Here is a 23,537-nt window from a genome sequence, read left to right as displayed (position 1 = left end):
CACCGACAGCCCTTTTAAATTTTAGCGAAGCGGATTATCCTGAAATCAAGACGGCTGAGATAAATTGCTTTTTCCAGGGTTTTAGCGAGCATCTGAAGACAGAAGTTGTCAGCAGTCAGTAAAGGGTTTTTTCGGTTTCGTTGTTTCAACATCACCCTTTCAGGTGAATCAACGAGGGGAATTCTCCTCGCTTTGCCAGGGCTTACCTTAAGAAGTAATTCAAAATTTCATACTTAGTACCATCCAAAATATCAGGATGTAAAACTATGCTCAAAACACTACCTCTGTCGCTGCATCGTTTTCAGCGGTTTTGCCTTGCCACCGCCTTAGCACCCTTGACGCTGGGCGTTACGGTACTAACTGGGGCGATTTCCCCAGCCAAGGCACAATTAATCATTCAGCAAGGCGTGCCTACTTATGGAGTTCCCCAGCAGTCAGTGGGTAGCTTTATTTATGGCAGTCCGATTCCCAGTCCGATTCCGATAAACCCAACGACGGGGATGAGCGATCGCGGATCGAGCAATTACTATCGACTTAATCCCAACCCCTATCCCAGTTATCCTGACTACTACCAGGGTTATCCCAACTCCTATCCTAGTTATCCTGACTACTACCAGGGTTATCCCAACTCCTATCCCAGTTATCCCAGCTACCCGATAGGATCGAACAGGAGAGTAAACAATTCGACACTGATCAACCCCACCCTGATCAATCCCCAGATTCGGGATTCCATCCTGATTAATCCAGTGATTGTGAGACCGCAAGGGTATCGCAGACACTTCAACCAGCCAAGGCGGATTATTATTCGCTAAAGGCGCACGCCTAAGTCATATTCGGAGGCGATAATCATCGAGCCGATACCGGCGTCGGTGAAAATCTCTAATAGCAGTGCGTGGGGAATGCGACCGTCAATAATATGAGTAGCCCGAACGCCTTGGGCAAGCGATCGCACGCAACATTTCACCTTGGGAATCATCCCACCGCCCACTACACCCTTCTCAATCAGATGCCGTGCTTCTGCGATATCGACCTTGGCAATCAGAGTGGATGGATCTTTGTAATCCTGTAAGATCCCTGGCGTATCCGTAAGCAAAATCAACTTTTCTGCCCCCAAAGCCGCCGCGAGTTCCCCAGCTACAGTATCAGCATTGATGTTATAAGCTTGTCCTGTTTCGTCTGTTGCCACGCTAGACACCACGGGGATGTATCCACTACTGACCAGCGACTGCAAAAGCTTGATATCAATACTGTTGACTTCCCCCACAAACCCAATGCCCTCAGCCCCTTCTGGGCGGGCTTTGATCAAATTGCCGTCTGTGCCGCAAAGTCCCACGGCGGAACCGCCTGCACGGTTAATTAAGGAGACAATTTCTTTATTCACCCGACCCACTAAAACCATTTCCACCACCTCCATCGTGGCGGCATCGGTCACGCGCAGGCCGTTTTTAAATTGTGGTTCGATTCCTAGTTTAGCCAGCCAAGAGTTAATTTCTGGGCCACCACCATGTACCACGATGGGACGCAAGCCTACACAGGATAAGAATACAATGTCGCGCATTACCTTATCTTTGAGCGAAGCGTCTTTCATCGCCGCGCCGCCGTATTTGACGACAACGGTGCGACCGGCAAAGTGCTGGATGTAGGGTAGTGCTTCGCTTAGCACTCGAACGCGAGTTGCTTCAGCTTTCTTGAGGTATTCGCTATCGTTGAACATTACTTAGCAGAATGGTGCCAGTTATGGTTTTCTAGAAGTTTAGTGCATACTGGCATCTGTGGCACGATTGGCGGCGACTGTTTTAAGATTCACTGACCGTTATTGCCTCGTGACTTCAGAACTGTGGGAATTGCTTCGATTACTTGCGTAGCAATTTGTTCGGGAGTTTGTCCCTCGCTAACGGTGATGTGCAAATCGGCTTGGGCGTAAAGTGGCTTCCGTTGGTCAAAACGCTTTGGGAATTCGGTAGCTATGTCAGAGTTTTTTAACAGAGGTCGGGTGGTATCGTGTTGCAAACGGGCGACTAAAAGTTCCACCGGCACATCCAGCCATACAACTAGACCGTTTTGTAGATAGCTCCAATTTTCTCGCTTCAGGATAATACCGCCGCCAGTAGCGATCGCTAACTTCGTATAAGCCGACAATTCCGACAGCACTTGGCTTTCCAACTTCCGAAAGCTTTCTTCGCCGTCACTAGCAAAAATATCATTAATCGATTTTTTGGCAACTTGCTCAATGACAGCATCGGTATCAAAAAAACGATAATCTAGATGCTGTGCCAATAAGCTTCCCACGCTTGTCTTCCCAGCACCCATCATGCCAATCAGATAAACATTGATGCCCTTGAGTCGGTCGCGCACGTTCTGATTGCTATTTTCCATATTTACAGTTGCAGGAGCGATCGCTGTCCTAGTTTAGCCATCAACTGAAGACTTGTAGGTTGGGTTGAGTGAAGCGAAACCCAACGATTTCCTTGTTTTGGTTGGATTTCGTGACCTTAACCCAACCAAAGAATAGAATTGAATTCTCGTTAAGTCAGTGTCATTCGTCCTAGTTTAGCCATCAACTGAAGAAATTGACTCTTTACCTAGATATCAAATTTCCAGGTAGCTATAGCAATCCTAAATGATTCGCGAACCCTTGTAGAGACGCGATAACCCTTGTGTCTACACTAAGGCGAATACTCGCGCACAACTTAAATAGGATTGCTATATCTTTTCCAGGTCTTCAAGCGACGATTGCCACTTCTCCACCAATCCCCCGCGCACGCTGCTTCTCACCCAAGGATGCAGATCGTAGCGTGGATTGCCTAGCTCATCTTGTACGTCTTCAATCAAATACCATCGTCTCAGATCCGCCAGTGCTGCGTCCAAGTCTGAATCTAGCAATTTCCCAACTTTAGACAACTCGGCTCTGCTAATCGTTGCATCCACCCCACCCATGTAACGCAGTATACTTTGTGCTGCCACATCGATTCGCTGCCACGCTGCCTCCAGACAGAAGCGGTAGAATGTCTCAACTTGTCGGCTGGCAAGCGTTAATTCCGACAAAATTGGCTCAAGTGCTTGATCGTGGAATACCCGCCCAGCCAGGAAATGCAGTGCTAAGGGTGCGCCGCGAGATAATTGATGCATTTGATAGAGCTGTTCGTTGCTTGCCTGTCTTAGTACCGAAATGTTGTTGTATTTTGCCTCGTCATCCAACAATTTAGACGACCATCTTGCTTCGAGTCCTGGGATTTCAATTAATCCCACATAGGGAGGTTTGGTGCGGTGTCGGCTGGTAATCAGCGCCCGACTGGGGTTGAGCATTTTGACGAGGTTCGCCAGAATATCTTCAACTTGTGCAGTTTCGGCATTGTCTAAGACGACGAGCAGTTTTTCTGCTCTCAAACGCTGGTGAACTCGCTCAGGGGGACAATCCAGTTGATGGGCGATTTCATTTAAAAATTTCTTCCACGTCAGCGCCTCAAACTGCTTTTCCTGGCTGATGTAACCATCCACCCACTCGCTTTGCCTCGCTGTCACCCACAGCACATCCGCGAACAGATTTCTGTCAAGTGCTTGTTTAGCGATTTGGCTTGCAGCTTCGGATTTCCCATACCCCGGAGTGCCGCTGAGGGAAAAAATAGAAAGTTCGGCGGGATCGTCCAGACGGTTCAATACTTCTTGAATGAAGCTTTCTCGCCCCCACACCATCCGACAGCGAGGATTCGGGATAAATAAGCCCCGATGGCGTTTTTCGTCCCGATCTGGTGGCGCATCGGCTGGGGCGCTGAGGGTTTGATTCGCCTCCCAGCATCCGACAAGAGTGGTAGACAAGCAGTCTTGAGTAACAACCCCTTCCCCGACAGTTGGACAGGACAGCAAGTCCTGAGAAGTGTCTGGAGCATTCTTGGAAAACTCGCTCCATTCATCATAGGAACAGTTCAGTAACAGATGACATAAGCCGTTAGCAATCCGATACTCGCAGGTTTGGCGGCTATCCAAGTTCAAAATCGCTTGTAAAGCTTGGCGTGAGGGTTCAAGTGTATGGAGTTGTTTACGCCACGCGCTCAAAAAGTCTTGCATTAGGGCACGTTTGCCTTCAGGCTTGTACTTTCTGTTGAATTCTTCATGTAGCTTTTTCTTTAAGCTTGCGGGCAAAAAAACGTTACTGTTATTTCTTCTGAGTTCAAATCCACCAGCCATATAGATACCGATAGACCTTTTTGCTTATTTCAGACCAAATTTGGAGTTTTGTGGTCAAAAATTCCTGCCAACTGCTGATTTGAGCGGCCAAATTGGCTTTGAATTACTTTGAAATTACCTTAGAATTGCTTTATTTCAATTTCAGTAATGCTACGGTTGCCTAATAAGGTTAAATTGTAAAGCACGGGTAATTTCACTTAGGTTTATCAAGGTTGGGTGTTCTACCATGAAAAATAACCTCAGCAATATCCGCGAAGTCGTCCAACAAGCTTTGAGTACAGGCTACCTAACTGTTGCCGCAGAAGAGCAGCTACGGGGATTTTTAACAACTAAGTATGGAATGGAAGACTTCAAGGCCTTTATGCAGTTGCAGCAAGCGGCAATGCTGGGCCAAGTGAGGCAAGAGTCTCGCGAACTCGCCCTTTCCCAGCGGCTTTCCTGTGGGAGTTTCAGTTCCCTATAATATAGCTGCCTACTCCGGACAGGAATGCGAAAAGCCGTGATGCTAGCGGCTAAGCCAAGCGTCAGCGAAAAATCGTCCTTTCCAGCCCCTGTTAACCCGGTAAGCTCAGACGACGGCTTGTTTCGTATCTCCCAGATGGAGCGTTAATTAGCCCCAAGCTTAATAGAAGAGCCACGTCTTTGGTAGTCATTTCTTCACAAATCTGCTCAACTAATTTGTCAGCGAGATATGCCCTGACGACAGGCGGCAGGGTGAAATTAGTCGAGGTTTTTTCAATCAGCGATCGCCGTCGCAAAGATTCCATTGCTTCTAGCTGCTGTCGTTTCGATACTCCCGGTACCCCCTCGTCTGGCAAGGAACGGATGGGAACTAACTTGTGACGAATTGCCAGCCAGTACATGACTTTTTTTTCTAAATCCGAGAGGCGATTGAACTGCCCATCTAATAGGTCGCGGATATCCCCGAAAACAACCAGACCTTCTGCTAAAAAGTCGGTAATATTCCCGTCAAAGACATCTTGAATCGTCGTTGCCACGATTTTCAGAACTAACGGATTTCCGGCATAGCGGTTGATCAGGACTCTACATTCTTCGGCTGAGCCAACTAAACCTTTGAGTTGCAGTAACTCTTGTCCATCGGATGCTGATAACCCCCTCAGTTCTAGGGAACGAATGGGTAAGTTTTCTCCTTCCAGGGAGGCAATTTCTTTCGGTTTCTCCCGACTGGTGAGAACCAGGCAGCTGGGATGGCGTTCTTCTCCCAGACGCCGGAACAGTTCCCCATATCCCTCATATTCGGGACGATAGTACCCAGCGTGTTGGATGGGGGACAAAACTTCCTCAGCTCGATCTAGGATGATCAGACAGCGGTGCGATCGCAGATAAGCCATCAGTTGGGAAATTCCCTCATCTGCGGTGGCGTCGCCGATTATTTCCTGCCCTTGAGACAGAAAGTGAACCAAGTTTGCCACCAAATCTTGAACTGATGGAGCATGACGTAGCGATCGCCAGATGACAAACTCAAAATCTTGCTGAATCTGTTCTGCCAGCTTCACGGCGAGAGCAGTTTTTCCGATTCCCCCCATCCCCAACAATGCCACTAAGCGGCAGCTGTCGTGGACAATCCACTGCTCTAAGGTTGCCAGTTCTTCCTCGCCGCCGTAGAAAGCTGCTACATCAATCACTTCTTCCCAATCTTGGGAAGCGATCGCTGCCCCGATGGCAGATGTCTCAGCTTGACTTTCTTCGGGTAAGTTAGCGGAATCTTTTTTATATCCAGCTTTTGAGAGCAAGTTGGTGACGCGGCTCCAGTTCTTTATTTTTATTACGTCACCCGTCTGGCGAATCAGGAGTTCTTGAATGTATTTGTACAGCCCATTAGATAAGTAAACTCTAACGGCACTGCTAGTGCGACTTTTGTAGACAGTGTCTGCTATTTCTGCTGGACTGTAGCCACACAGCAATCCTCTTAAGAATTTCTTCTCAACAGGTGTCAGACTCCTTCCTTTGGCAGATCCCAAATCTATGTAAAGCTTCTCTAAATGCCAATTATTTGCTGCTTCTGCAAACTCGTCGTCCTGCCGCTCAACAGTTGATGCCATTCCCTTGCATTGCTATCCCTAATAAAGGCTATCAACGCCTGATTCTAACGGATTAATTATGAAATACTAACGAAGTTACGATGAAGTTATAACGAATTTAATAACGATTGTTAGGCGAATTTTTCTGAATATTTTGGCTATCCTTAAATTTTAGGAAGACTTCATGAAACTTTCATCTAAATTTCATTAAAATTTCACAGTTTTTTTGGAGGGAAAAGAAGGTGAAGCAATGGTTTTCCAAGGTTTTAACGGCATCTGCCTACCCTGCGGCTTAATTATATTGCCCTGCCCTCAGAGAAGGCATCCGTAAATAAACTGAAGTGATTTCCGTATTTCAAAACCTAATGGTTTCTCCTGCCGTTGAGCGAGTTGATAAAAAATTATGATGTTGATCCGCGAACTTGTCGAACAAGCACTTACTATCGGATATTTAACAGTTGAAGCTGAAGATCAACTGCGACAGTTATTAAGAAAAAAGTATGACCACGAGGATTTTAATGCCTTCATGACCTTGCAGCAAGCCGCAATGGCAGGTCGTGTCAAGCAGCAATCGCGCGAACTGATGCGGTTATAAGCAGTGGTTCGGGGTTAATTTTTAGAGTCAATGACTTGACAATTAAGAGTGTGAATGGTTCTGAGGAGCGGGGTTGAGGCAAATCCTAGCAAAAAAAGTCACTCTCTAGGCTTATTGCTCTTTCCAATCCTTGTCAAACTCGTCGTCCTCGTCTTCAAATCCCCAGTCGTCCTCATCCTGATTGGTTTTCCGTACAGGTTCAGGTTCCTGATAGGGCGGTGTAATCACCCGGTAACTGGCATCATAAACCGCTTCAGTTTTTCCAACCCCAGAATTGCGCGGTTCCCGGTAGCTGTAAGAATAAACGGAACCCGATCGAGAGGCGCTTTTCGGTTCTTGCTGACGCTCGTAGGTTGTACGATTTTCTTCTACAAATTCTTTTCCCAACGGTTGCGGACTCGGAGTGCGATCGCGTGGTTCCTCCGATTCATCCCAGTCATCGTCGTCCGCAACCTCCTCTTCCCAGTCATCTCCATCCGCATCGGTATTAGTTGTCTCCGGCGGCGGGGGAGGTGTGTAACTGGTTTGTTGAGTGGTAGAGGTAGATTGGGCAGTTTCACGCCGCGACTGGCTAGAACGAGGCGCTGCGGCTTCTAGTTTGCGGATGCGTGCTTGCAAGGGACGCCTTTGCAGATAGCTCAACAATTGCCAGAAACTGCCAGTCAGGGCACCCGTTGCGATCGCTGCCAAAATCCAAACCCCTACAGGCAGCGCTTGCGTCTTCGCGCCCAAAAACACCAGCGCTAGCACCGGCGACAAATTTTGTAAAGCAAGTAGTGCTACGGAGCCTAGCACCAACATCAGCAGTAAAATCCGAATCGCAGGCATATCAATTAAAAATTAAAAATTAAAGCTTAAAAATGCAGAATTTCTGCTTGTATTTTTAATTTTACATTTTTAATTTTTCATTTTCCTTCCCATCGGTTAATCGGGACACAGTCAATATCCAGCTGATCTAAGGCACGCGCCACCACAAAGTCCACTAAGTCTTCAATTGTTTGGGGATTGTGGTACCAGGCGGGAATTGCTGGGACAATTCTGGCACCGGCTTCTGCCAAAGCGGTCAGGTTACGCAGGTGAATCAAACTGAAGGGTGTCTCGCGGGGCACGATAACCAGTTTACGCCCTTCCTTGAGTTGTACATCTGCTGCCCGCTCCAAAAGGTCGGAACTTAAGCCAGCTGCCAGCTTCGCCACGGTACTCATACTACAGGGAATAATTACCATCCCTAGGGTGCGGAAGGAACCACTGGCAATATTGGCTCCCACATCGCCCCAAGGATGGCAGTAAAGTTTACCCTTCGTTTCCACTCCAGCTTGCTGTCGCCAAAATAGTTCCTGTGCCACTGCTTCTACAGGCATCCGGATATTCTGCTCTGCCTGCCAAACCATATAAGTAGATTTGGAGGCAACCAGTTCGACGCTGTACTCAGCTTGGAGCAGAAATTTTAAGGCACGCACGGCGTAAATTAAGCCGGAGGCACCCGTGATGCCGAGGATAAGGGGTTTGGTCATTAGGTAATGGGTAATGGGTAATTGGCTAATGATTAATGGCGAATTGTTCAAGAGCCATTCGCCATTAATCATTAGCTAGTCATCCAATTCAGTATCAACAGAAGGATCTGCCTCTATATCCTCATTGCTAGCTTCGCTACCACCACCGACAATGACCAAGTCAATTTGCTGACGGTAGTAATCAACGCTCTTGACTTGGACTTCCACGCGATCGCCTAGACGATAGGAAACGCGGCTTTTCCGTCCTACCAAGCAAGCATGACGGGAGCGAAACTCGTACCAGTCATCTTTAAGAGAGCTGACGTGTACCAGTCCTTCCACTAGCAAGTCCTCAATTTCCACAAAGAAACCGTAAGACTGGACGCCGGTAATTAACCCCTGGAAGACTTCCCCCGTGCGCTCCTTCATTAGCTCGGCTTTTTTGAGTCCTTCCAGATCCGCTTGTGCATCTGAGGTCAGCTTTTCACGCTCGTTGAGATGCACAACGATACCCAGTAGCTGGCTTTCTAAATCTTCTTGCACGTCTGGCGGCAAGACATTCCAGTTGATATTTCCGTGGGAGGAACTATGACGCAGATTCACACTTTCTTTGGTACGAGTAGTCCGGCGATCGCGTCCTTTCTCAAACACGGCAAGCAATACCCGCGACATCAGTAAATCTGCGTAGCGTCGCAGCGGGGATAAACAGTGGGTGTAGGGGCTTTCGTCATCGCCTATCCCCAAAGCCAAACCAAAGTGAGAGCCTGGAGCCGTGCTGTAAGCACACGATCTCAGCGTGGACTGCAACAGATACATCAAGACTCGCTCCGACTGGGATTGAGCGAACATTTGGGTAAAACGTTGATAATCCCGCGATGTCACCGCTTCTTCCTGCTCTAGGCGCAGTTCCATTCCCAGATTACTCGCCAACTTCATCAATTCCTGCACATCCTCCGGGTCTGGAGAAGGCTGAATACGATACGTTGCAGGCAGAAAGAGCGCTTGCAAATGGGTAGCGATCGCTTGATTTGCCAGGAGCATCAACTCTATGACTAAAGAACGCACTCCTCCCGAAAATACAATCGCTCCCAGGATGCCTTCATCGTTGTAGTGCAATTGAGTACCGGGCAGATTTAGTTCAAATCCTCCCCTACCTAAGCGCTGTGCTTTTACTGCCGGACTCAGCTCGTAAAATAACTGACTGAGCATTTCAAACACTGCCGGTTCGGCATCCTGATGACGCTCTAAAATTGCCGTAGCTTCGTCATAACTCAGTTGGCGATCCACCTGAATCACGGTGGGTTGAATCTCATACTCCACCATTTGTCCGGTGGCGGAATCTAGGGTTAGCAGTACCGAGATCGCTAAACGAGCTTCACCGGGTACCAAAGAGCAGCAACTTGCAACGGCATCCGGCAGCATCGGCAGCACCATGTCTCCCAGATAGACGGTGTTTCCTCGCTTGCGAGCTTCCCGATCCAGCGCTTCTGAAGGCTCGACGTAGTGGGCAACATCCGTGATGTGGACGCCCAACTGCCACAGTCCAGCCTGTGTTTTGTTCAAAGTCAGAGCGTTTTCTGTAACGTGCTGAGTGGTTTCGTTCTCACTTCTGGCTCCTGAAGGCTCAGGAATAAAGGCAAGGGTTAACAAATTACGCAAATCCAGCCGGTGCTTGAAATCTTTTTGACTCGGCTGTTTGGGCAATTCCTCTGCGGATCTCAGCACCTCAGCCGGAAAGTTGCGAGGCAAGTCGTGCTTGCAACAGACAATATCGGTGTCTGCGGCTGCTTCTGCATTGCTACCGAGAATGCGAGCGACTTTGCCAATCGGCGGCTGGGATGCCAGGGGATAGCGCAAAACTTCGACGTGAACCAGGTAATCGATAGCTTCCGCCAAGTTTTGACCGTTCGGCACCAGATTCAGTTCAAATAGCAGCCGATCGTCTAGAGGGACGGCTCTAAAGCCGGTTTCGGCTTGCTTAACTCTTGCCAAGACTGAGGGATTGGCTCGTTCCAGAATCAGCCGCACTTCCCCTTCTGGAGAGCGTTTGCGGTTTCCTTCTTTGGTGACTTTGACCAGAACGCGATCGCCATTCCAGGCTGTACTTAGATGGCTCTCCCGGACGTAAATATCCTCCGCTCCCTCTACCTCCTGAATGGCAAAGCAAAACCCCTTACTTGAACAGCGCAGTTTTGCTTCGACGACATCTTCTTCTTGGACGCGCCGATACTTGCCGCGCTCTTTGACCAAAATGCCAATTTTTTCTAAGGCATCCAAGGCAATTTGTAGTTTAGTTAAGCTCTCTTCATCCTGGCAATGCAGTTTTTTTTCCAAAACCTTGGGAGCTACTAATTTGTCATCCGTGAAATTAGAAAGTAGTGTAGCGATTGAAAATTCCATGCAGCTATGAGTTTGCCTCCACCATAAAAACAATTCTGTTTGTCTAAATTTGTCAGTTGGTAGAGACGGGATAACCTTGTCTCTACGACAGTTGCTTCTTTCTTGCCACCGACCACTGACTGCTGACTGCTGACGTCTGAAAGCGACTTTTCTCCTTGTTATCCTGACGCCATGCCCGGAAAGCATGGGTATTTTTACCCTGATGTGGCAGCGCCAAATTCGCCGCCTTTTTAAGAGCTGCCTCGCTGCTACGTTGGTGGCGCGTTTCTCACCCTACAGTAAGCGAAACATTGTCATCGTCACCGAACGGCGATGCTCTAGCCTTAGCGCTACGCGAGGAGACACATATGGCGATATACGCTATGCGAGGAGTCGCAGATAATCGCGGCATACGCTACGCGAGCGGAAGATTTTGGACTATCGATTTTAGACTTTGTAAACAGGCAAAATTTTGTCTCTTTACAGATTTTGGACAACAGACGGCTGCGTTTGGGAGTCTCTAGTCCACGGTTTTTAGTCTTGAATCCACAGTCCACAGTTGAGCGTCAAGGGAACATCGTCAGGCAACCATCCCTCCTTCACCCCGCCTTTGCTAGTATCAAGCAGATGTCCCGAACAAGAACTCCGGATGCAACCAGCGACTGGCAGCAACCAGTGCTTTCTCTGTTCAGGTGCTTGACGACAAGCACTTTGTCTTACTGCCTTTTTTCAAGTCAACCGCTGTGAAACGGACTCGGTGACTTGCAAGCGTAGCGGGCAGTAGCGAATGGTTTTATACCATACCGATGAACAGTCTCTAATTATTTTAGTTTCTCGCGGTACCTTCTCTAAAATCGTTTTTCAGGGAGCGTACTATACTTAACGTTGATGGGAGCCAAAAAATCCCACTAGGTTTAGGGGGTGGGAGTATTATGTTTTCTCAATTCCGAGTTCGTTATCCCTTAGGCAGCCTGACCACCGAGTTACTGACCATTCATGAAGGAAAGTACGTGGTCAAAGCCGCTGTTCAAGTCGAAGGTGTTATCCTGGCGACAGGTTTGGCAGCGGCAGGTGAGATTGAGCTGGCAGAAGACAAGGCAACAACCAGAGCGTTGAACTGTTTGGGAATTCCAGCAGGAATTTCTACCCAAAGCAACGCTCCGGTCACGCAGTCTGATGCTCAGATTACACAGACTGTTGCGGTTGAGGTGCCAGTGGGGGCGATCGCTAACCCCAAACGCGAAACCGTCATTCCGTCAGAAAGCTCTCCACAGCCAAGCTCAAATCGGATGTTTTCCGATCCAGCCAGCTTCAATGACATGGCTGAAATGTCCTTCTCAGATCGGGGGCAAAAAGCAGCCGCTTCACCACCTCCCGTCGTGCCCTCGAATCAGGATGTCCCGTTTGCTGAGGAGTATTCCCCTGCCGATACCGAGCTTTATGGGGACGATGCTGCAAGCGAGACACCAGAGGAAATATCGGGAGGCTTCTTTGGCAGTCAGTACAATCAGTCAATGACCGCATCGCCTGGTTATCACGCCAGCGAAGAGGTCATTCAGCCGAGTCCGATGGATATGACCATCGGTGGCACGAGTTCTGCTGCCGAGGAGATGGACTTGTCGGAAGCGATGGCTAGAACCACGGTAGAAATTAAGCGCTTGCGCTGGACTGCCGAGCAAGGAAAAGATTATCTGAAGCGAACCTACGGTAAGCGAGGTCGTTCGGAGCTGAATCAGGAACAATTGCTGGATTTCCTGCGTTATCTTGAATCTCTACCAACACCAGAAAAGTAACTGGGCAAAATTGAAAATAAAAAATGGGGGAATGCTCCATTTTTTATTTATGGGATGTGCAACTTTGTGTATTTCTTCCCTAATTGATGGGGGCTAAGGGGATCTGGCAAACTTTGCTTGACATTTCGCTCCCCCCAACCCCCTATCAATTGAGGGGCTAACAAAAAGTTGCACATCCCGTTAATTTTTATTTATACAGCGGCGACGGGGGTGCTGATAGCTGAGGGACTCCGTTTAATCACCTGATCGATCAAGCCGTAGTCCTTGGCTTCCTCTGATGACATGAAGAAATCGCGCTCGGTATCGTCCTGAATCCGCTCGATGGGCTGACCTGTATGTTTAGCCAGGTATTCGTTCAGCTGTTTTTTGTGGTACAGGATTTCCTTGGCTTGGATCTCAATATCGGTGGCTTGACCTTGAGCGCCGCCTAGAGGCTGGTGGATCATGATCCGGGAATGGGGCAGACTCATCCGCTTGCCTTTGGCACCGGCGCTGAGGAGGAAAGCGCCCATACTAGCCGCTAATCCGACACAGATGGTGGAGACATCGGGGCGGATTTGATTCATGGTGTCAAAAATGCCCATACCTGCGGTGACGGAACCGCCAGGAGAGTTGATATACAGGTAAATGTCTTTCTCCGGGTCTTCGGCGTCTAGAAACAGCAGCTGAGCCACGATTAAGTTGGCAAGGTCGGAATCAACCTGTTGTCCCAGGAAGATGATGCGCTCCCGGAGGAGCCGGGAGTAGATATCAAAGGCACGTTCGCCACGACCTGATTGTTCGATAACGGTAGGAATCATGGAGTCTGCTTTTTCGGGTGATTTTTCTTAATTTTAGCGATTGTAGGAGAAAGTACCGGGTGCTGGAAATACTACCGATAAAACCCTAGCCCTCTTTTGTTACTTTCTTCAGCGAAAAAGGGCAAAGCATCGCATATTGCTTGTTGTCCTCGTCAGGAAACAATCGCCCGACTGGGTGAATCAATGGGACGAAGTGCGATCGCTACAGCAAATCGTACTGTTAAAACTATCCTGGGATGGAGGGAACCGAGTCATGTCTAAAAGACTTCTGCAAGCTGTCACGATTACCTTTTTGCTCAATGTACTTGCAGCACTTAGCGTACCGACAGCAATTCAGACGCCAGCGCGATCGCTCTCAACAGCCAAATTCAACACCAATGGTGAGGCGATTTGGATCGACTTCTGCACAACTGCGTCCTGATTAACAAAGGAGTCGCCCGATCTGACCGTGCAATTTAAAGATAAAGAAGAAAAAAGAGCAACTGATTATTTCATGAACGATCGTATAATTTTTATATATAGCAATCCTATTTAAGTTGTGCGAGAGTATTCGCCTTAGTGTAGAGACGCGATTAATCGCGTCTCTACAGGGGTTCGCGAATCATTTAGGATTGCTATATCAATGTCATATTTTATGACGAAAGAAAGTTGATCTAACATGAAAAAAAGTATTTTTCTATTTTTGCTATTAGCCTTAGGATCTTTCTCAGTAGTTTATTACTATTGGAAACAGGCGACCCAACTTCCTGAGTGGTATACTAGCAAAGAAAAAACTACAACTCAAACTACACAAATTGACTTTCGCAATGAAGCTGAAGTCAAAACAGTTAAAGCAAGGTTGCAAAGCAAGGTTGATACCAAAATAGAAAATAGTATTGAGGCTAGCCAAGGGTTGCAACCAAAATTAGGCAGGCGGAATGGAGGCGATGAGAAGACTGCTATTGATAAAATTCCCGAAAATACTCAAGCGGAATTAGGTAGTCAAAATATAGAAATTGATTTGAGCGAAAATGAAGTGAATGATTTGGTAATTTCAACAATTGCTAAAGATAAAAACAATAGTAAGTTACTGGCATCTACCAATATCAATACAACTATCAAAAATGGACATTTAGAAAGTGGACTTGTCTTCAATATCTCAGATGTTCCAAAAGAGGAACTGAATCAACAAGAGAAAGAATTGTTAGAAAAGGTAATCGAAACATTCCCCTTCTTAGAAGACAAGGAAGTTTATATTGGCGTGGAAGGTAAGCCAAGGGTAGAAGACGGTCAATTAAAACTTGAGGAAGAAACAAAAATTAAAGTGGGGAATTTGAGTTTTACGACATCAGAACTTTCCCAGCGACTGGGAATTCCTAAAGAGAAGATTGAACAAAGATTGAAACTGGAACTTGAACTGGGACGCTTAAAAATAAACGATATAGAAATTAAAGAAAATAACGCTTCGATCAAAGGTTCGGTTAACTGATGCAGTCGCTAGGTCACGATTGACCAGAATCTAGCGTCGGATGGAGCGATCGCTTTATTCCTCACGCTAAACTGCTAGAGGTGAAAACGTACTCATATCGAGTTCTGCTATTAGCCCCATGACCAATCGCCTGAATCAAGCTGAAAGCCTGTACCTCCGCAAACACGCCGAAAATCCCATCGACTGGTGGCCTTGGTGTGAAGAAGCCCTAGAAACCGCCAAGCGTGACAATAAGCCAATTTTCCTATCAATTGGCTACTCCAGCTGCCACTGGTGTACGGTGATGGAAGGAGAAGCGTTTTCCGACCAGGCGATCGCAGAGTACATGAACGCCAACTTTATCCCGATCAAGGTAGACCGGGAAGAACGACCTGACATTGATAGTATTTATATGCAGGCGTTACAGATGATGGTCGGTCAAGGCGGTTGGCCCCTGAATGTCTTTCTCTCTCCTGAGGATCGGGTGCCGTTTTATGGCGGTACATATTTTCCGGTAGAACCGCGCTACGGGCGTCCCGGATTTTTACAAGTGCTGCAAGCGATTCGTCGTTACTACGATACAGACAAGACGAAGTTGGACGCTGTCAAAGAAGAACTTCTCAGTCATCTTCAGCAAGCAGCCATTCTGCAAACTGGTTTGGGGACGGGTTTAAAACCTGCCCTGACAAACAAGGATTTGCTACAGCAGGGGTTAGAAATGAATACCGGGGTAGTGACTTCTAGCGAACGTGGCGCTAGTTTCCCCATGATGCCCTATGCCGAGTTGGCGCTGCGAGCAATTCGATTTAATTTTGAATCCAAATACGACGCTAAGCAGGCGTGTACCCAGCGCGGTTTAGATTTGGCACTGGGCGGTATTTACGACCATGTAGGCGGCGGCTTTCACCGCTACACGGTCGATCCCACCTGGACGGTGCCGCATTTTGAAAAAATGCTCTATGACAATGGGCAGATTGTCGAGTATTTGGCTGATTTGTGGAGTGCTGGCATACAAGAACCGGCATTTGAAAGAGCGATCGCAGGTACATTTCAATGGCTAAAGCGAGAAATAACGGCACCGGAGGGTTATTTCTATGCTGCCCAAGATGCGGATAATTTTACCCATCCAGAGGAAGCAGAACCAGAGGAAGGGGCATTTTATGTCTGGACTTACCCTGAAGTAGTAGAATTGCTGACTCCAGAAGAGTTAGAGGAAATTCAACTGCAATTTACCGTGACGCCGGGGGGCAACTTTGAAGGTCTCAACGTCTTGCAGCGCCGCCATCCGGGGATTTTGAGCGAAACAGTGGAAACGGCACTCGCAAAGCTATTTGAAGCCCGTTACGGTACGCCACCCGCTGTCCTAGAAACCTTTCCTCCTGCCCGCAATAACCAGGAGGCAAAAACTGGCAATTGGTCGGGTCGAATTCCGCCCGTGACGGATACTAAAATGATTGTGGCTTGGAATAGCCTGATGATTTCAGGTTTAGCTAGAGCTTACGGGGTATTTGGGAAGGAAGAATATCTGTCCTTAGCTGGAAAGGCTGCTAATTTCATTTTGGATTGTCAGTGGGTGGAAGGGCGCTTCCACCGTCTCAACTACGACGGGAAACCTTTGGTACTGGCGCAGTCGGAAGATTATGCTTTGTTTATCAAAGCGCTGCTAGATTTGTACCAAGTGACTCACGCTAGTTTCTGGATGGAGAAAGCGATCGCCCTTCAAGAAGAATTTGACGAATTCCTCTGGAGTGTGGAACTGGGTGGATACTATAACACCGCCAGCGATGCCAGTAGCGATCTGTTAGTGCGAGAACGCAGCTATGTGGATAATGCCACACCAGCGGCGAATGGGGTAGCGATCGCTAACTTGGTGCGTCTGGCTTTACTCACCGAAAATCTTACCTATCTCGACCGCAGCGAACAAGCTTTGCAAGCCTTCAGCAGCGTCATGCATCAGTCACCTCAAGCTTGTCCCAGTTTGTTTACCGCCCTGGATTGGTATCATCACTGTACGCTGGTTCGCACCACTGTTGACCACCTTACTTCTTTGGTTGCTCAATATCTGCCTACAACCGTATCTATGCCAGAGTCGAATCTGCCATCGGGGGCGGTGGGGTTAGTTTGCCAAGCCCTATCTTGTCTGGAACCTCCCCAAAGCCGCGACCAAATGTGGGAACAAGTGCAGCGAAGTCAAATTCGCAATTAACAATACCAAATTAGAAATTAAAAATGTAAGATTCAGTTCTTCTTTTTTAATTTTTAATTTCACCTTCGTCGTTATCCCATTTTGTTTTTGGTTTGCAACATATAGACTTCTTAGCCTCCTTTAAAAGGGGCGGTTCGGGGATCGTTAATGTAGCGCATCTCCCCTGTTTTAATTGTGAGATGCCAGTGGTTCAGATACCCGACTTCTAGGAGAAGTCGGGTATCTTGCATTGCATTCACAAATTATTTAGGAATGCTATATAGACTTTCTGCTTTATTTCTGTTATGATGAACTTGATAAGGAAGAACTAGGCTTTGATAATTTTATTGGATATATTTCCATTATTTAAGTATACCTTGAAGAACCCAATTAAGAAAGTAATATTTAATATAAATTTTGCGCGATCGCCTGTGCTTGCAGTTGTCCTCAGTCATAATTAAAAATGCCAGAACCAGTAGATTTGCAGAACTAACCGTAACGGGTGGTTGTTCTTAGTTATTAGCCCTGAATTATTACCAATAACTAATGACAGCCTCAACATAGGTTTCTTTACACTCACCTACTTAATTTTTAATTTCAGAAGGCGGAATTTTCTCAAGGCTAATTAAGGCTTCCATCACTGATTTCACTAGGGGTGCGGCTACGGTGGAACCATAGACCTTTCCCTTCGGTTCATCGACAACAGCTAGAACGACATAGCGGGGAGCATCCACCGGAAAAACGCCAACAAAGCTAGTGATTCTGGCAGAGCTAGAATATCCCCCTGTAGAACTGGCTTTCTGGGAAGTGCCCGTTTTCCCCCCAATTCGATAACCTGGGATTTGTGCTGCTTTCCCCGTACCCTTCGTGACTACCGTTTCCATCATTTCTAACACCGTCTGAGTAGTCGCTGGAGAGAAGACGGGGCGCGGCGTGGGTAGCGTTGGCTGCCAGTACATCTGCCCTTGGGAGTCGATTAGCCCCCGGACGAGATGGGGAGTCACCAGTTTGCCGCCATTGGCGAGAGCAGCGTGCAACTGAACGAGATGGATGGGGGTGAGGGAAAATCCCTGACCAAAGGAGGTGGTAGCTGGTTCAATCCGAGATGACGTAAACTGCTCAGAGCTTTTCATTTGTCCGGGTGCTTCAAAGGGCAGATCGATGCCAACCGCTTGCCCAAGTCCCAGCCGTTCCAGCCAACCGTAGTAGATACTCGGCTTCAGTTGTTGCATGACTTGTACCATGCCGACGTTGCTCGACTGTTGTAGAATCTGAGAAATCGTCAGGGCACCGTGACCGCCGCCTTCAGCATTTTTGATCTGCCAGCCAGCCACCTGAATCTGACCTCGGTCATAGAATACAGTGTCGGGTTTGATGGCTCCAGCTTCCAGCGCGATCGCTACATTGAGCGGCTTAAACGTCGAACCCGGTTCGTAAAGGTCTGCCAGCGCCCAGTTCTTAAACAAACCCACGTCAGCTTTAGAATACTCATTCGGGTTGTACGTCGGCTCTGCAACCAGTGCCAGCACCGCACCATCCCGCGCATCCATCACAATAACAGTGCCCCGTTTGGCACTAAACAACTCCATCTGTTGCTTGAGGGCAGAACGAGCCGCACGTTGCAGGCGATTATCAATTGTCAGCTGGAGTTGCAGCTCATCAAAATGCAGCAATCCTGCAGGTACGCGATCCGGCATCAACGTTCCGTTCCCAGTGCGACTGAGTCGGACGGTGCGGACAGCGCGGACGAGTAAATTTTCCTGACTATATTCCACACCCGCCTGACCGCGATGATCGACATCCACATAGCCCACCACGTCTGCTGCCAGATCCTGCTGAGGATAGAGGCGGGCGTAATGTTGAATCAGCTCTAAGCCATCGGTTCGCAAATGGGAAATATCGTCAGCTTCTTCTTCCGTCAGGGCGTAGGCAACCCGAATTCCACTTTCCCGCTGGTTGAACTGCTTAACCAAATCGTCGGCAGAAATTCCCAAAATCACCGCCAATTTCGCCGCAATTGCCTGTTTAGATTGTTTAAACAGCTTTGGGTGGGCGTACAGCGTATAGGCGGGACGGTCAGTCGCCAAAACGTTACCACTGCGATCCACAATCGAGCGGCGGGGAACAAACGGGCGCAGATAGACCATCTGCTGCTGTCGCGCTTTTTGCAGCAGGCTCGGTGCCTGCACCACTTGTAGGCGATACAAATTCATCGCCAGTCCTAGCCCGCCCAGAGACATGATTAGCCAAACAAGCAGCAGCCGCAAGGATGAAGTACCCAGCAGCAAGGATGGAGAGCGCAATAGGCTCCAATCAAAAGACTTCTGTGGCGATGTCTTCTCCTCTTGCCAATTTTCGCCGCCTTGCTTTGGTTCTGATGACTGACGACTTTTGCCGTTCCGAGTGGGTTTTCGAGGCAGTTTTTTCACTGACTCTGGCATTCCACTTCCATTCTGGTTCAACTCGCCCGTCCCTTTGGCAGTTCCAGAAACCTTTTGCGTAGGCAGCGCCCTACGATTGCTGACTCCTGACTTTTCCATTCCTCGTTAATAGCCCAGTGGCGTAGTTGGGGATGTTTCTGAGTTAGGAGTCGCGGCTGGTTTGGGCAGTGACTGGCGCTGGGGCGCTGGCGGCAGAAAGATGGTGTTGGCTGGATTGGGAGCAACCAGACCCGTACCCGGAAGTTCAGCTTCTTGAGCCAGCTGGTTTTTCAGGGCTTCATTTGCCGCCGTCATTTGCCGCTCGTGGCGTTGCAAAGTTTCCAACTTGCGGTACTCCTGGCTCCACATCTGCTGAGTATAGACCGTCCAGGCATAAACTCCCAGGGTGCTGGCAATCAGCAAGAAGCATACCAGGTTGGAGGTGCGCTGCAATGTCACCAGCGATCGCAGCCATGCGGGTGTTTGTGCCTGAAATTCCCGCTGTTGGGAGCTTCTGTTACGGGTTCTAGACGATGAACGGCTTGCGGAACGCGACGGCATCGCGTTCCCTCTGGGTTGCCGCGAAGAAACAGCGCTTCTTCTATCCGGACGGTGACGATCTGGAGTCAGGGAGTGAGGGGCAGCAGCCATAAGTAGTTCTTGTTATTAGTTATCAGTTGTCAGTTGCTAGAGACGAGATTTTTCGCCGCTCAAGGTCAGTTTGCTTTGCCACTGACTGTCACTGCACTGACAAAGGACAATAAACCAATCAATTTAAACTCTAGACACAAGAGCTGTCCATAGTCCATATTTTCTCGCATCGAATGCAGCATTCTTGTCGAGATGGCTCATCGATAGCGAAGGTTGACCTAGTAAGCTACCTTCAACGCAACCACAGCTTATCACTCTCCCATTGCGTCTTTTGGTAAAGTCGTCGCCATTGTTTTGAGATGAACGGGTGAAGCGGGATGAAGGATGTAGGGCGTTGGGATGCTTAGGGAAGCGGCTGGGGAGCAGCTCGCATTACTTACAGGATAGGATGAGGGATGAATTTCTTCTTCCGAGTTTTTGGCTGCTGACTCCTGAATGGTAGCGTCCTTCTCCTCACCCCGTGACAAGGGTTTGGGCGGCATCAGGGGAATTTCAACGATAAACTCTGCACCTTGACCGAGTTGGGAGTGGCATTGTAGCGTGCCTTTGTGTTGGGTAACGATGATTTGATAACTCACTGCTAAACCCAATCCACTGCCCTGACCAACGTCTTTCGTCGTAAAAAAGGGGTCAAAGATTTTCGACTGAATTTCTGAAGGAATTCCTGGCCCGTTGTCAGCGATCGCAATCCGCACGCCAGCGACTCCCTGAGAGCAGTTCGGCACCAATTCGGTACGCAAGACGATTTTTTTGTCTTCTGATGACCCCCGACTGAGCGCTTCTATCGCATTCATCAGAATACTCAAAAAGACTTGATTGAGTTGCTTCGGGTAACACTCCACTAAGGGCAAGTCGCTATAGTTTTTCACTACCTGTATCCCATTGCTTAGCTGACTGTGCAGCAAGAACAGCGTATTTTCCAGCCCTACGTGAATATCTACTGGTTTCAGGGACGCTTGATTGTGGCGCGAAAAGTTCTGCAATGATTTAACAATTTCGTGAATCCGCTGGGCACCTGTCTGCATCGAATTCAAAATGCGTGGTAAATCTCTCAGGAGGAAATCTAGCTCTACTTCCTCAGTTAGCTTTTGTAATTCAGCATCTGAATTGGGATAAAGCGTTTGATAGCCGCGCACTAACCGAATCAGGTCATCTACATACTTTTCTACATAAAAAATATTGCCGTAGATAAAGTTCACTGGATTATTAATTTCGTGGGCAACGCCAGCCACCATCCGACCCAGACTTGACATTTTTTCACTTTGAATCAGCTGGGATTGCGTTAGCCGCAGTTCGATCAGCGTTTGGGCGAGTTCCTTAGCTTGAGCGGCGCTTTCTACTGCCTGCTGCTGAGTTTTGGCGTATAAGTTGGCTTGTCGAATAGAAATCGCCAGTTGATCGGCAACCGCTTGGGCAAGTGTCCGGTCATTTTTCGACCAATACCGGATCTGCGAACACTGATTGAGATAAAGAATTGCGTTGAGTGTCCCGTTCGCCTGCACTGGCACTACCAGAGAAGATTTTATCTGGGCTTTTTGATACTCTTCGTTTGCTTCCCCAATTCGGGCATCTTGCTTGATGTCGGGAATGCTCACTTGTTGACGATGCTGGATCGCCCATTGGGTCAGTGGCCCGTGAGTATCAAAGTCATCAATGGTAGAGGGAAAAGGCTTCCGACACACCTCAAAGAGGTATTTCCGCCTAAAAGCGGCACCGTCAGCGGGCAAGGGGTGCAGCAAGGAAGTTTTATCCGTTTGCTCCCCGGCTCCAGACGCGATAATTCTTGTCTCTACAAGCTGCTTCCCAGCTTCCCGGCTTCTGTACTCCTCTTCCAAAGTGTCGCTATGTTCCACCAGATGAACTAGACACCGATCTGCTGACAGCGCCTGCATCAGATGAGCGATCGCTTCACTCAGAATTGTTTCTAAGTTAAAACTCTGCCGGGTTTGACTGGTAATCTGATTCACCAGTTGCTCTCTTTGAGCTTGTTTCTGGGTTTGCTCGTAAAGCTGAGCTTGACAAATGGCAATTTCTAGCTGCTGGGCAATGGCTTGCAGAAATTCAATTTCGGAGTTTGACCAGGTGCGGGGTTGCTCTGAAATACAGACAATAAAGCCCACCCACCCTTCTTTTCGCTTAACCGGAACGAATAAGTTAGCCATGTCCCAAGGGGACGCACCTTGGGAGCGTCCACTGCTCTCGATTTGCCGATTGCTCCGCCTTAGCCAGGAAAGCCATCGATTCATCATCCCTACTGTCGTTGGCTGAGAACCCGCTGTTTGGCTGTTGATGATTAATTTTCCGGCAGCGATCGCACTCTCCAGTGCGCCAAAAGTTTCTAATGGATGGTATCCCAGTTGCGAATTCTTTTGCCCATTGATCCGCTCGCAGACAACTTGTACCCGCTTGGTATCCTCGAAATACCACAAAAAACAACACCTATCTAGGTGTAGCAACGTGGCAATTTCGTCCACTGCCGTTTGTAGCACCACTTGCAACTCCAACGAGTTGCGGATGCGATCCACGATTTTCTGTAGCAGTGCCCAATGCTTTCGCGGGTACTGAATCCAGGCTGGAAGTAATTTGCTGATATAAGCCACAAGAGGAAACACGCCGCCTCCCTTGAAATCTTCTTGCGCGTCTAGTTTGCTTAAAATTTTAGGCAGCGGTCAATCGTCCTGTTGTCAAGTCATTAGCAACTCGTAAGCTTTGTTAGCTTATCAGTCACTTCGGTCATAAATTGTATTCAGAATCACTGATACTGAGCCTCCACATCTCCATAAAGGTTGATTTTCTAGTTTCATTGGCTTGCTTTGACTGAGAAAACTGAATTCGCTCCTCAATGTGGAAGTTATCGAAAATTATCGCATAGACAGAATCTCCCCTAACTGGTAGAGTTTTTCAGAAGGGTTCTTTGGGGATTCTGCTAAAAAAAAATTGAAAAAACCCAAAGCAATATCACTCTCAGGAGTGAGTGTGAATCCAGTAGAGCGAGAGTATTCTTTCCTAAGTACGAAACCTGAAGAATCCGGTGGGACGCACGGAATTCAGGCTTGGGGAGAAAGGAACCTCTAGTCGTTTGGGATAACCAAAACTAGCTAAGAGGACAGGTAAAACCAAGAATCCCAGGTTTCACCGGCGGGAGCGTCCAAGCAAAAACCGCAATATTGTGATTAAATAGCAAACGATTCCTTTGATTGCAATCTCTTAAAGAGGAGTGTATGAACAAAAAAATAGTGAGTCTGCTTTTAGTTCTCGGCTTAGCTACCACCTTGGGAGCTTGTCAGGAAGGAACGGGCGATGGTGGAACAACTACCAGCCCTTCGCCTGCTGCTACTTCTCCCAGCCCTTCTCCCACTACATCCCCTTAGCGATCTAGTTTTCCAGCCTGACTTTCCTTAAGGGAATTCATCCCTGAATGGGAATAAAAGCTGGGATGGGGTTCTGACGCACCTGAACCGCCGATCTGGTAATTGCTCCTCACACATTCACTCGGTATCTCTGAATATTGACACCCAAGACAACTGTTATATTGGCAACAACTGAC

Annotated in this window: 19 protein-coding genes and 1 pseudogene; 8 read left to right on the top strand and 12 right to left on the bottom strand. The window is 48.1% G+C overall.

All coding sequences use genetic code 11. The features are described 5' to 3' along the window. Window positions 1–266: 266 nt before the first annotated feature. Window positions 267–812, top strand: coding sequence for a hypothetical protein (locus ACFW2W_RS21030; protein ID WP_378182729.1), 546 nt, complete (start codon window positions 267–269; stop codon window positions 810–812). Here ACFW2W_RS21030 and argB read toward each other — a convergent pair. From argB to ACFW2W_RS21015, 3 genes are all read right to left on the bottom strand, one after another. After that, window positions 809–1,714 carry an acetylglutamate kinase gene (argB, locus tag ACFW2W_RS21025; RefSeq protein ID WP_378182726.1) on the bottom strand — a complete coding sequence of 302 codons (906 nt, stop codon included), beginning with the start codon at window positions 1,712–1,714 and terminating at the stop codon, window positions 809–811. The genes ACFW2W_RS21030 and argB overlap by 4 nt on opposite strands. A gap of 89 nt (window positions 1,715–1,803) precedes the next feature. After that, window positions 1,804–2,376 carry a shikimate kinase gene (locus tag ACFW2W_RS21020; RefSeq protein ID WP_378182723.1) on the bottom strand — a complete coding sequence of 191 codons (573 nt, stop codon included), beginning with the start codon at window positions 2,374–2,376 and terminating at the stop codon, window positions 1,804–1,806. A gap of 327 nt (window positions 2,377–2,703) precedes the next feature. Continuing rightward, complete coding sequence (locus tag ACFW2W_RS21015) at window positions 2,704–4,140, bottom strand: NB-ARC domain-containing protein (protein ID WP_378182720.1); 1,437 nt, start codon at window positions 4,138–4,140, stop codon at window positions 2,704–2,706. Window positions 4,141–4,411: 271 nt separating this feature from the next. On the opposite strand from ACFW2W_RS21015, the gene ACFW2W_RS21010 reads away from it, so the two are divergent. Further along, window positions 4,412–4,648, top strand: a complete 237-nt coding sequence (locus ACFW2W_RS21010; protein WP_378182717.1) for a hypothetical protein — start codon at window positions 4,412–4,414, stop codon at window positions 4,646–4,648. A gap of 91 nt (window positions 4,649–4,739) precedes the next feature. Here the strand turns inward: ACFW2W_RS21010 and ACFW2W_RS21005 are convergent, their stop codons facing one another. After that, window positions 4,740–6,248, bottom strand: coding sequence for an NB-ARC domain-containing protein (locus tag ACFW2W_RS21005; RefSeq protein ID WP_378182714.1), 1,509 nt, complete (start codon window positions 6,246–6,248; stop codon window positions 4,740–4,742). 382 nt (window positions 6,249–6,630) lie between these two features. Here ACFW2W_RS21005 and ACFW2W_RS21000 point away from each other — a divergent pair, with 382 nt between their 5' ends. Further along, window positions 6,631–6,822 (top strand): hypothetical protein, encoded by a 192-nt coding sequence (locus ACFW2W_RS21000; protein ID WP_378182711.1) that lies wholly within the window; start codon window positions 6,631–6,633, stop codon window positions 6,820–6,822. Between the two features lie 111 nt (window positions 6,823–6,933). Here ACFW2W_RS21000 and ACFW2W_RS20995 read toward each other — a convergent pair whose 3' ends face one another. From ACFW2W_RS20995 to ACFW2W_RS20985, 3 genes are all read right to left on the bottom strand, one after another. Further along, on the bottom strand, window positions 6,934–7,650 hold the full coding sequence (locus tag ACFW2W_RS20995; protein WP_378182708.1) for a LapA family protein: 717 nt from the start codon (window positions 7,648–7,650) through the stop codon (window positions 6,934–6,936). A gap of 77 nt (window positions 7,651–7,727) precedes the next feature. Continuing rightward, complete coding sequence (locus tag ACFW2W_RS20990; RefSeq protein WP_378182705.1) at window positions 7,728–8,336, bottom strand: flavin prenyltransferase UbiX; 609 nt, start codon at window positions 8,334–8,336, stop codon at window positions 7,728–7,730. Between the two features lie 75 nt (window positions 8,337–8,411). Then, window positions 8,412–10,715: a ribonuclease R family protein gene (locus tag ACFW2W_RS20985; protein ID WP_378182703.1), complete on the bottom strand. Its 2,304-nt coding sequence runs from the start codon at window positions 10,713–10,715 to the stop codon at window positions 8,412–8,414. A gap of 911 nt (window positions 10,716–11,626) precedes the next feature. Here ACFW2W_RS20985 and ACFW2W_RS20980 point away from each other — a divergent pair. Next, window positions 11,627–12,487, top strand: a complete 861-nt coding sequence (locus tag ACFW2W_RS20980) for a hypothetical protein (RefSeq protein WP_378182700.1) — start codon at window positions 11,627–11,629, stop codon at window positions 12,485–12,487. A gap of 191 nt (window positions 12,488–12,678) precedes the next feature. Here ACFW2W_RS20980 and clpP read toward each other — a convergent pair. Next, window positions 12,679–13,290: pseudogene (gene clpP, locus ACFW2W_RS20975) on the bottom strand (ATP-dependent Clp endopeptidase proteolytic subunit ClpP); the annotation flags it as partial. 133 nt (window positions 13,291–13,423) lie between these two features. Between clpP and ACFW2W_RS20970 the strand changes: the two are divergent. From ACFW2W_RS20970 to ACFW2W_RS20960, 3 genes are all read left to right on the top strand, one after another. Further along, complete coding sequence (locus ACFW2W_RS20970; protein WP_378182697.1) at window positions 13,424–13,708, top strand: hypothetical protein; 285 nt, start codon at window positions 13,424–13,426, stop codon at window positions 13,706–13,708. Between the two features lie 237 nt (window positions 13,709–13,945). After that, window positions 13,946–14,755, top strand: a complete 810-nt coding sequence (locus tag ACFW2W_RS20965; protein WP_378182694.1) for a hypothetical protein — start codon at window positions 13,946–13,948, stop codon at window positions 14,753–14,755. Between the two features lie 118 nt (window positions 14,756–14,873). Then, complete coding sequence (locus ACFW2W_RS20960; RefSeq protein WP_378182691.1) at window positions 14,874–16,940, top strand: thioredoxin domain-containing protein; 2,067 nt, start codon at window positions 14,874–14,876, stop codon at window positions 16,938–16,940. A gap of 110 nt (window positions 16,941–17,050) precedes the next feature. On the opposite strand, the gene ACFW2W_RS20955 is transcribed toward ACFW2W_RS20960, so the two are convergent. From ACFW2W_RS20955 to ACFW2W_RS20940, 4 genes are all read right to left on the bottom strand, one after another. After that, window positions 17,051–17,179 carry a hypothetical protein gene (locus ACFW2W_RS20955; RefSeq protein WP_378182688.1) on the bottom strand — a complete coding sequence of 43 codons (129 nt, stop codon included), beginning with the start codon at window positions 17,177–17,179 and terminating at the stop codon, window positions 17,051–17,053. Between the two features lie 324 nt (window positions 17,180–17,503). Continuing rightward, on the bottom strand, window positions 17,504–19,159 hold the full coding sequence (locus tag ACFW2W_RS20950) for a peptidoglycan D,D-transpeptidase FtsI family protein (RefSeq protein ID WP_378183051.1): 1,656 nt from the start codon (window positions 19,157–19,159) through the stop codon (window positions 17,504–17,506). A gap of 306 nt (window positions 19,160–19,465) precedes the next feature. Then, window positions 19,466–19,990, bottom strand: a complete 525-nt coding sequence (locus ACFW2W_RS20945; RefSeq protein ID WP_378182685.1) for a hypothetical protein — start codon at window positions 19,988–19,990, stop codon at window positions 19,466–19,468. 251 nt (window positions 19,991–20,241) lie between these two features. Continuing rightward, on the bottom strand, window positions 20,242–22,602 hold the full coding sequence (locus ACFW2W_RS20940; RefSeq protein WP_378182682.1) for a GAF domain-containing protein: 2,361 nt from the start codon (window positions 22,600–22,602) through the stop codon (window positions 20,242–20,244). Between the two features lie 609 nt (window positions 22,603–23,211). On the opposite strand from ACFW2W_RS20940, the gene ACFW2W_RS20935 reads away from it, so the two are divergent. Then, window positions 23,212–23,361, top strand: a complete 150-nt coding sequence (locus ACFW2W_RS20935; protein ID WP_378182679.1) for a hypothetical protein — start codon at window positions 23,212–23,214, stop codon at window positions 23,359–23,361. Window positions 23,362–23,537 lie beyond the last annotated feature (176 nt).

Origin of the sequence: Coleofasciculus sp. H7-2 (genome assembly GCF_042747725.1) — a bacterium.
In the GTDB taxonomy this organism is placed as follows: Bacteria; Cyanobacteriota; Cyanobacteriia; order Cyanobacteriales; family FACHB-T130; genus FACHB-T130.
The sequence above is the reverse complement of the archived record's forward strand: the minus strand, read 5'-3'. Positions and strand labels throughout refer to the sequence as shown.

Coding starts and splice junctions, on each gene's coding strand:
- ACFW2W_RS21030 (WP_378182729.1), top strand. CDS start 267: ATGCTCAAAACACTACCTCTGTCGCTGCATCGTTTTCAGCGGTTTTGC.
- argB (WP_378182726.1), bottom strand. CDS start 1,714: ATGTTCAACGATAGCGAATACCTCAAGAAAGCTGAAGCAACTCGCGTT.
- ACFW2W_RS21020 (WP_378182723.1), bottom strand. CDS start 2,376: ATGGAAAATAGCAATCAGAACGTGCGCGACCGACTCAAGGGCATCAAT.
- ACFW2W_RS21010 (WP_378182717.1), top strand. CDS start 4,412: ATGAAAAATAACCTCAGCAATATCCGCGAAGTCGTCCAACAAGCTTTG.
- ACFW2W_RS21005 (WP_378182714.1), bottom strand. CDS start 6,248: ATGGCATCAACTGTTGAGCGGCAGGACGACGAGTTTGCAGAAGCAGCA.
- ACFW2W_RS21000 (WP_378182711.1), top strand. CDS start 6,631: ATGATGTTGATCCGCGAACTTGTCGAACAAGCACTTACTATCGGATAT.
- ACFW2W_RS20995 (WP_378182708.1), bottom strand. CDS start 7,650: ATGCCTGCGATTCGGATTTTACTGCTGATGTTGGTGCTAGGCTCCGTA.
- ACFW2W_RS20990 (WP_378182705.1), bottom strand. CDS start 8,336: ATGACCAAACCCCTTATCCTCGGCATCACGGGTGCCTCCGGCTTAATT.
- ACFW2W_RS20985 (WP_378182703.1), bottom strand. CDS start 10,715: ATGGAATTTTCAATCGCTACACTACTTTCTAATTTCACGGATGACAAA.
- ACFW2W_RS20980 (WP_378182700.1), top strand. CDS start 11,627: ATGTTTTCTCAATTCCGAGTTCGTTATCCCTTAGGCAGCCTGACCACC.
- ACFW2W_RS20965 (WP_378182694.1), top strand. CDS start 13,946: ATGAAAAAAAGTATTTTTCTATTTTTGCTATTAGCCTTAGGATCTTTC.
- ACFW2W_RS20960 (WP_378182691.1), top strand. CDS start 14,874: ATGACCAATCGCCTGAATCAAGCTGAAAGCCTGTACCTCCGCAAACAC.
- ACFW2W_RS20950 (WP_378183051.1), bottom strand. CDS start 19,159: ATGTCTCTGGGCGGGCTAGGACTGGCGATGAATTTGTATCGCCTACAA.
- ACFW2W_RS20945 (WP_378182685.1), bottom strand. CDS start 19,990: ATGGCTGCTGCCCCTCACTCCCTGACTCCAGATCGTCACCGTCCGGAT.
- ACFW2W_RS20935 (WP_378182679.1), top strand. CDS start 23,212: ATGAACAAAAAAATAGTGAGTCTGCTTTTAGTTCTCGGCTTAGCTACC.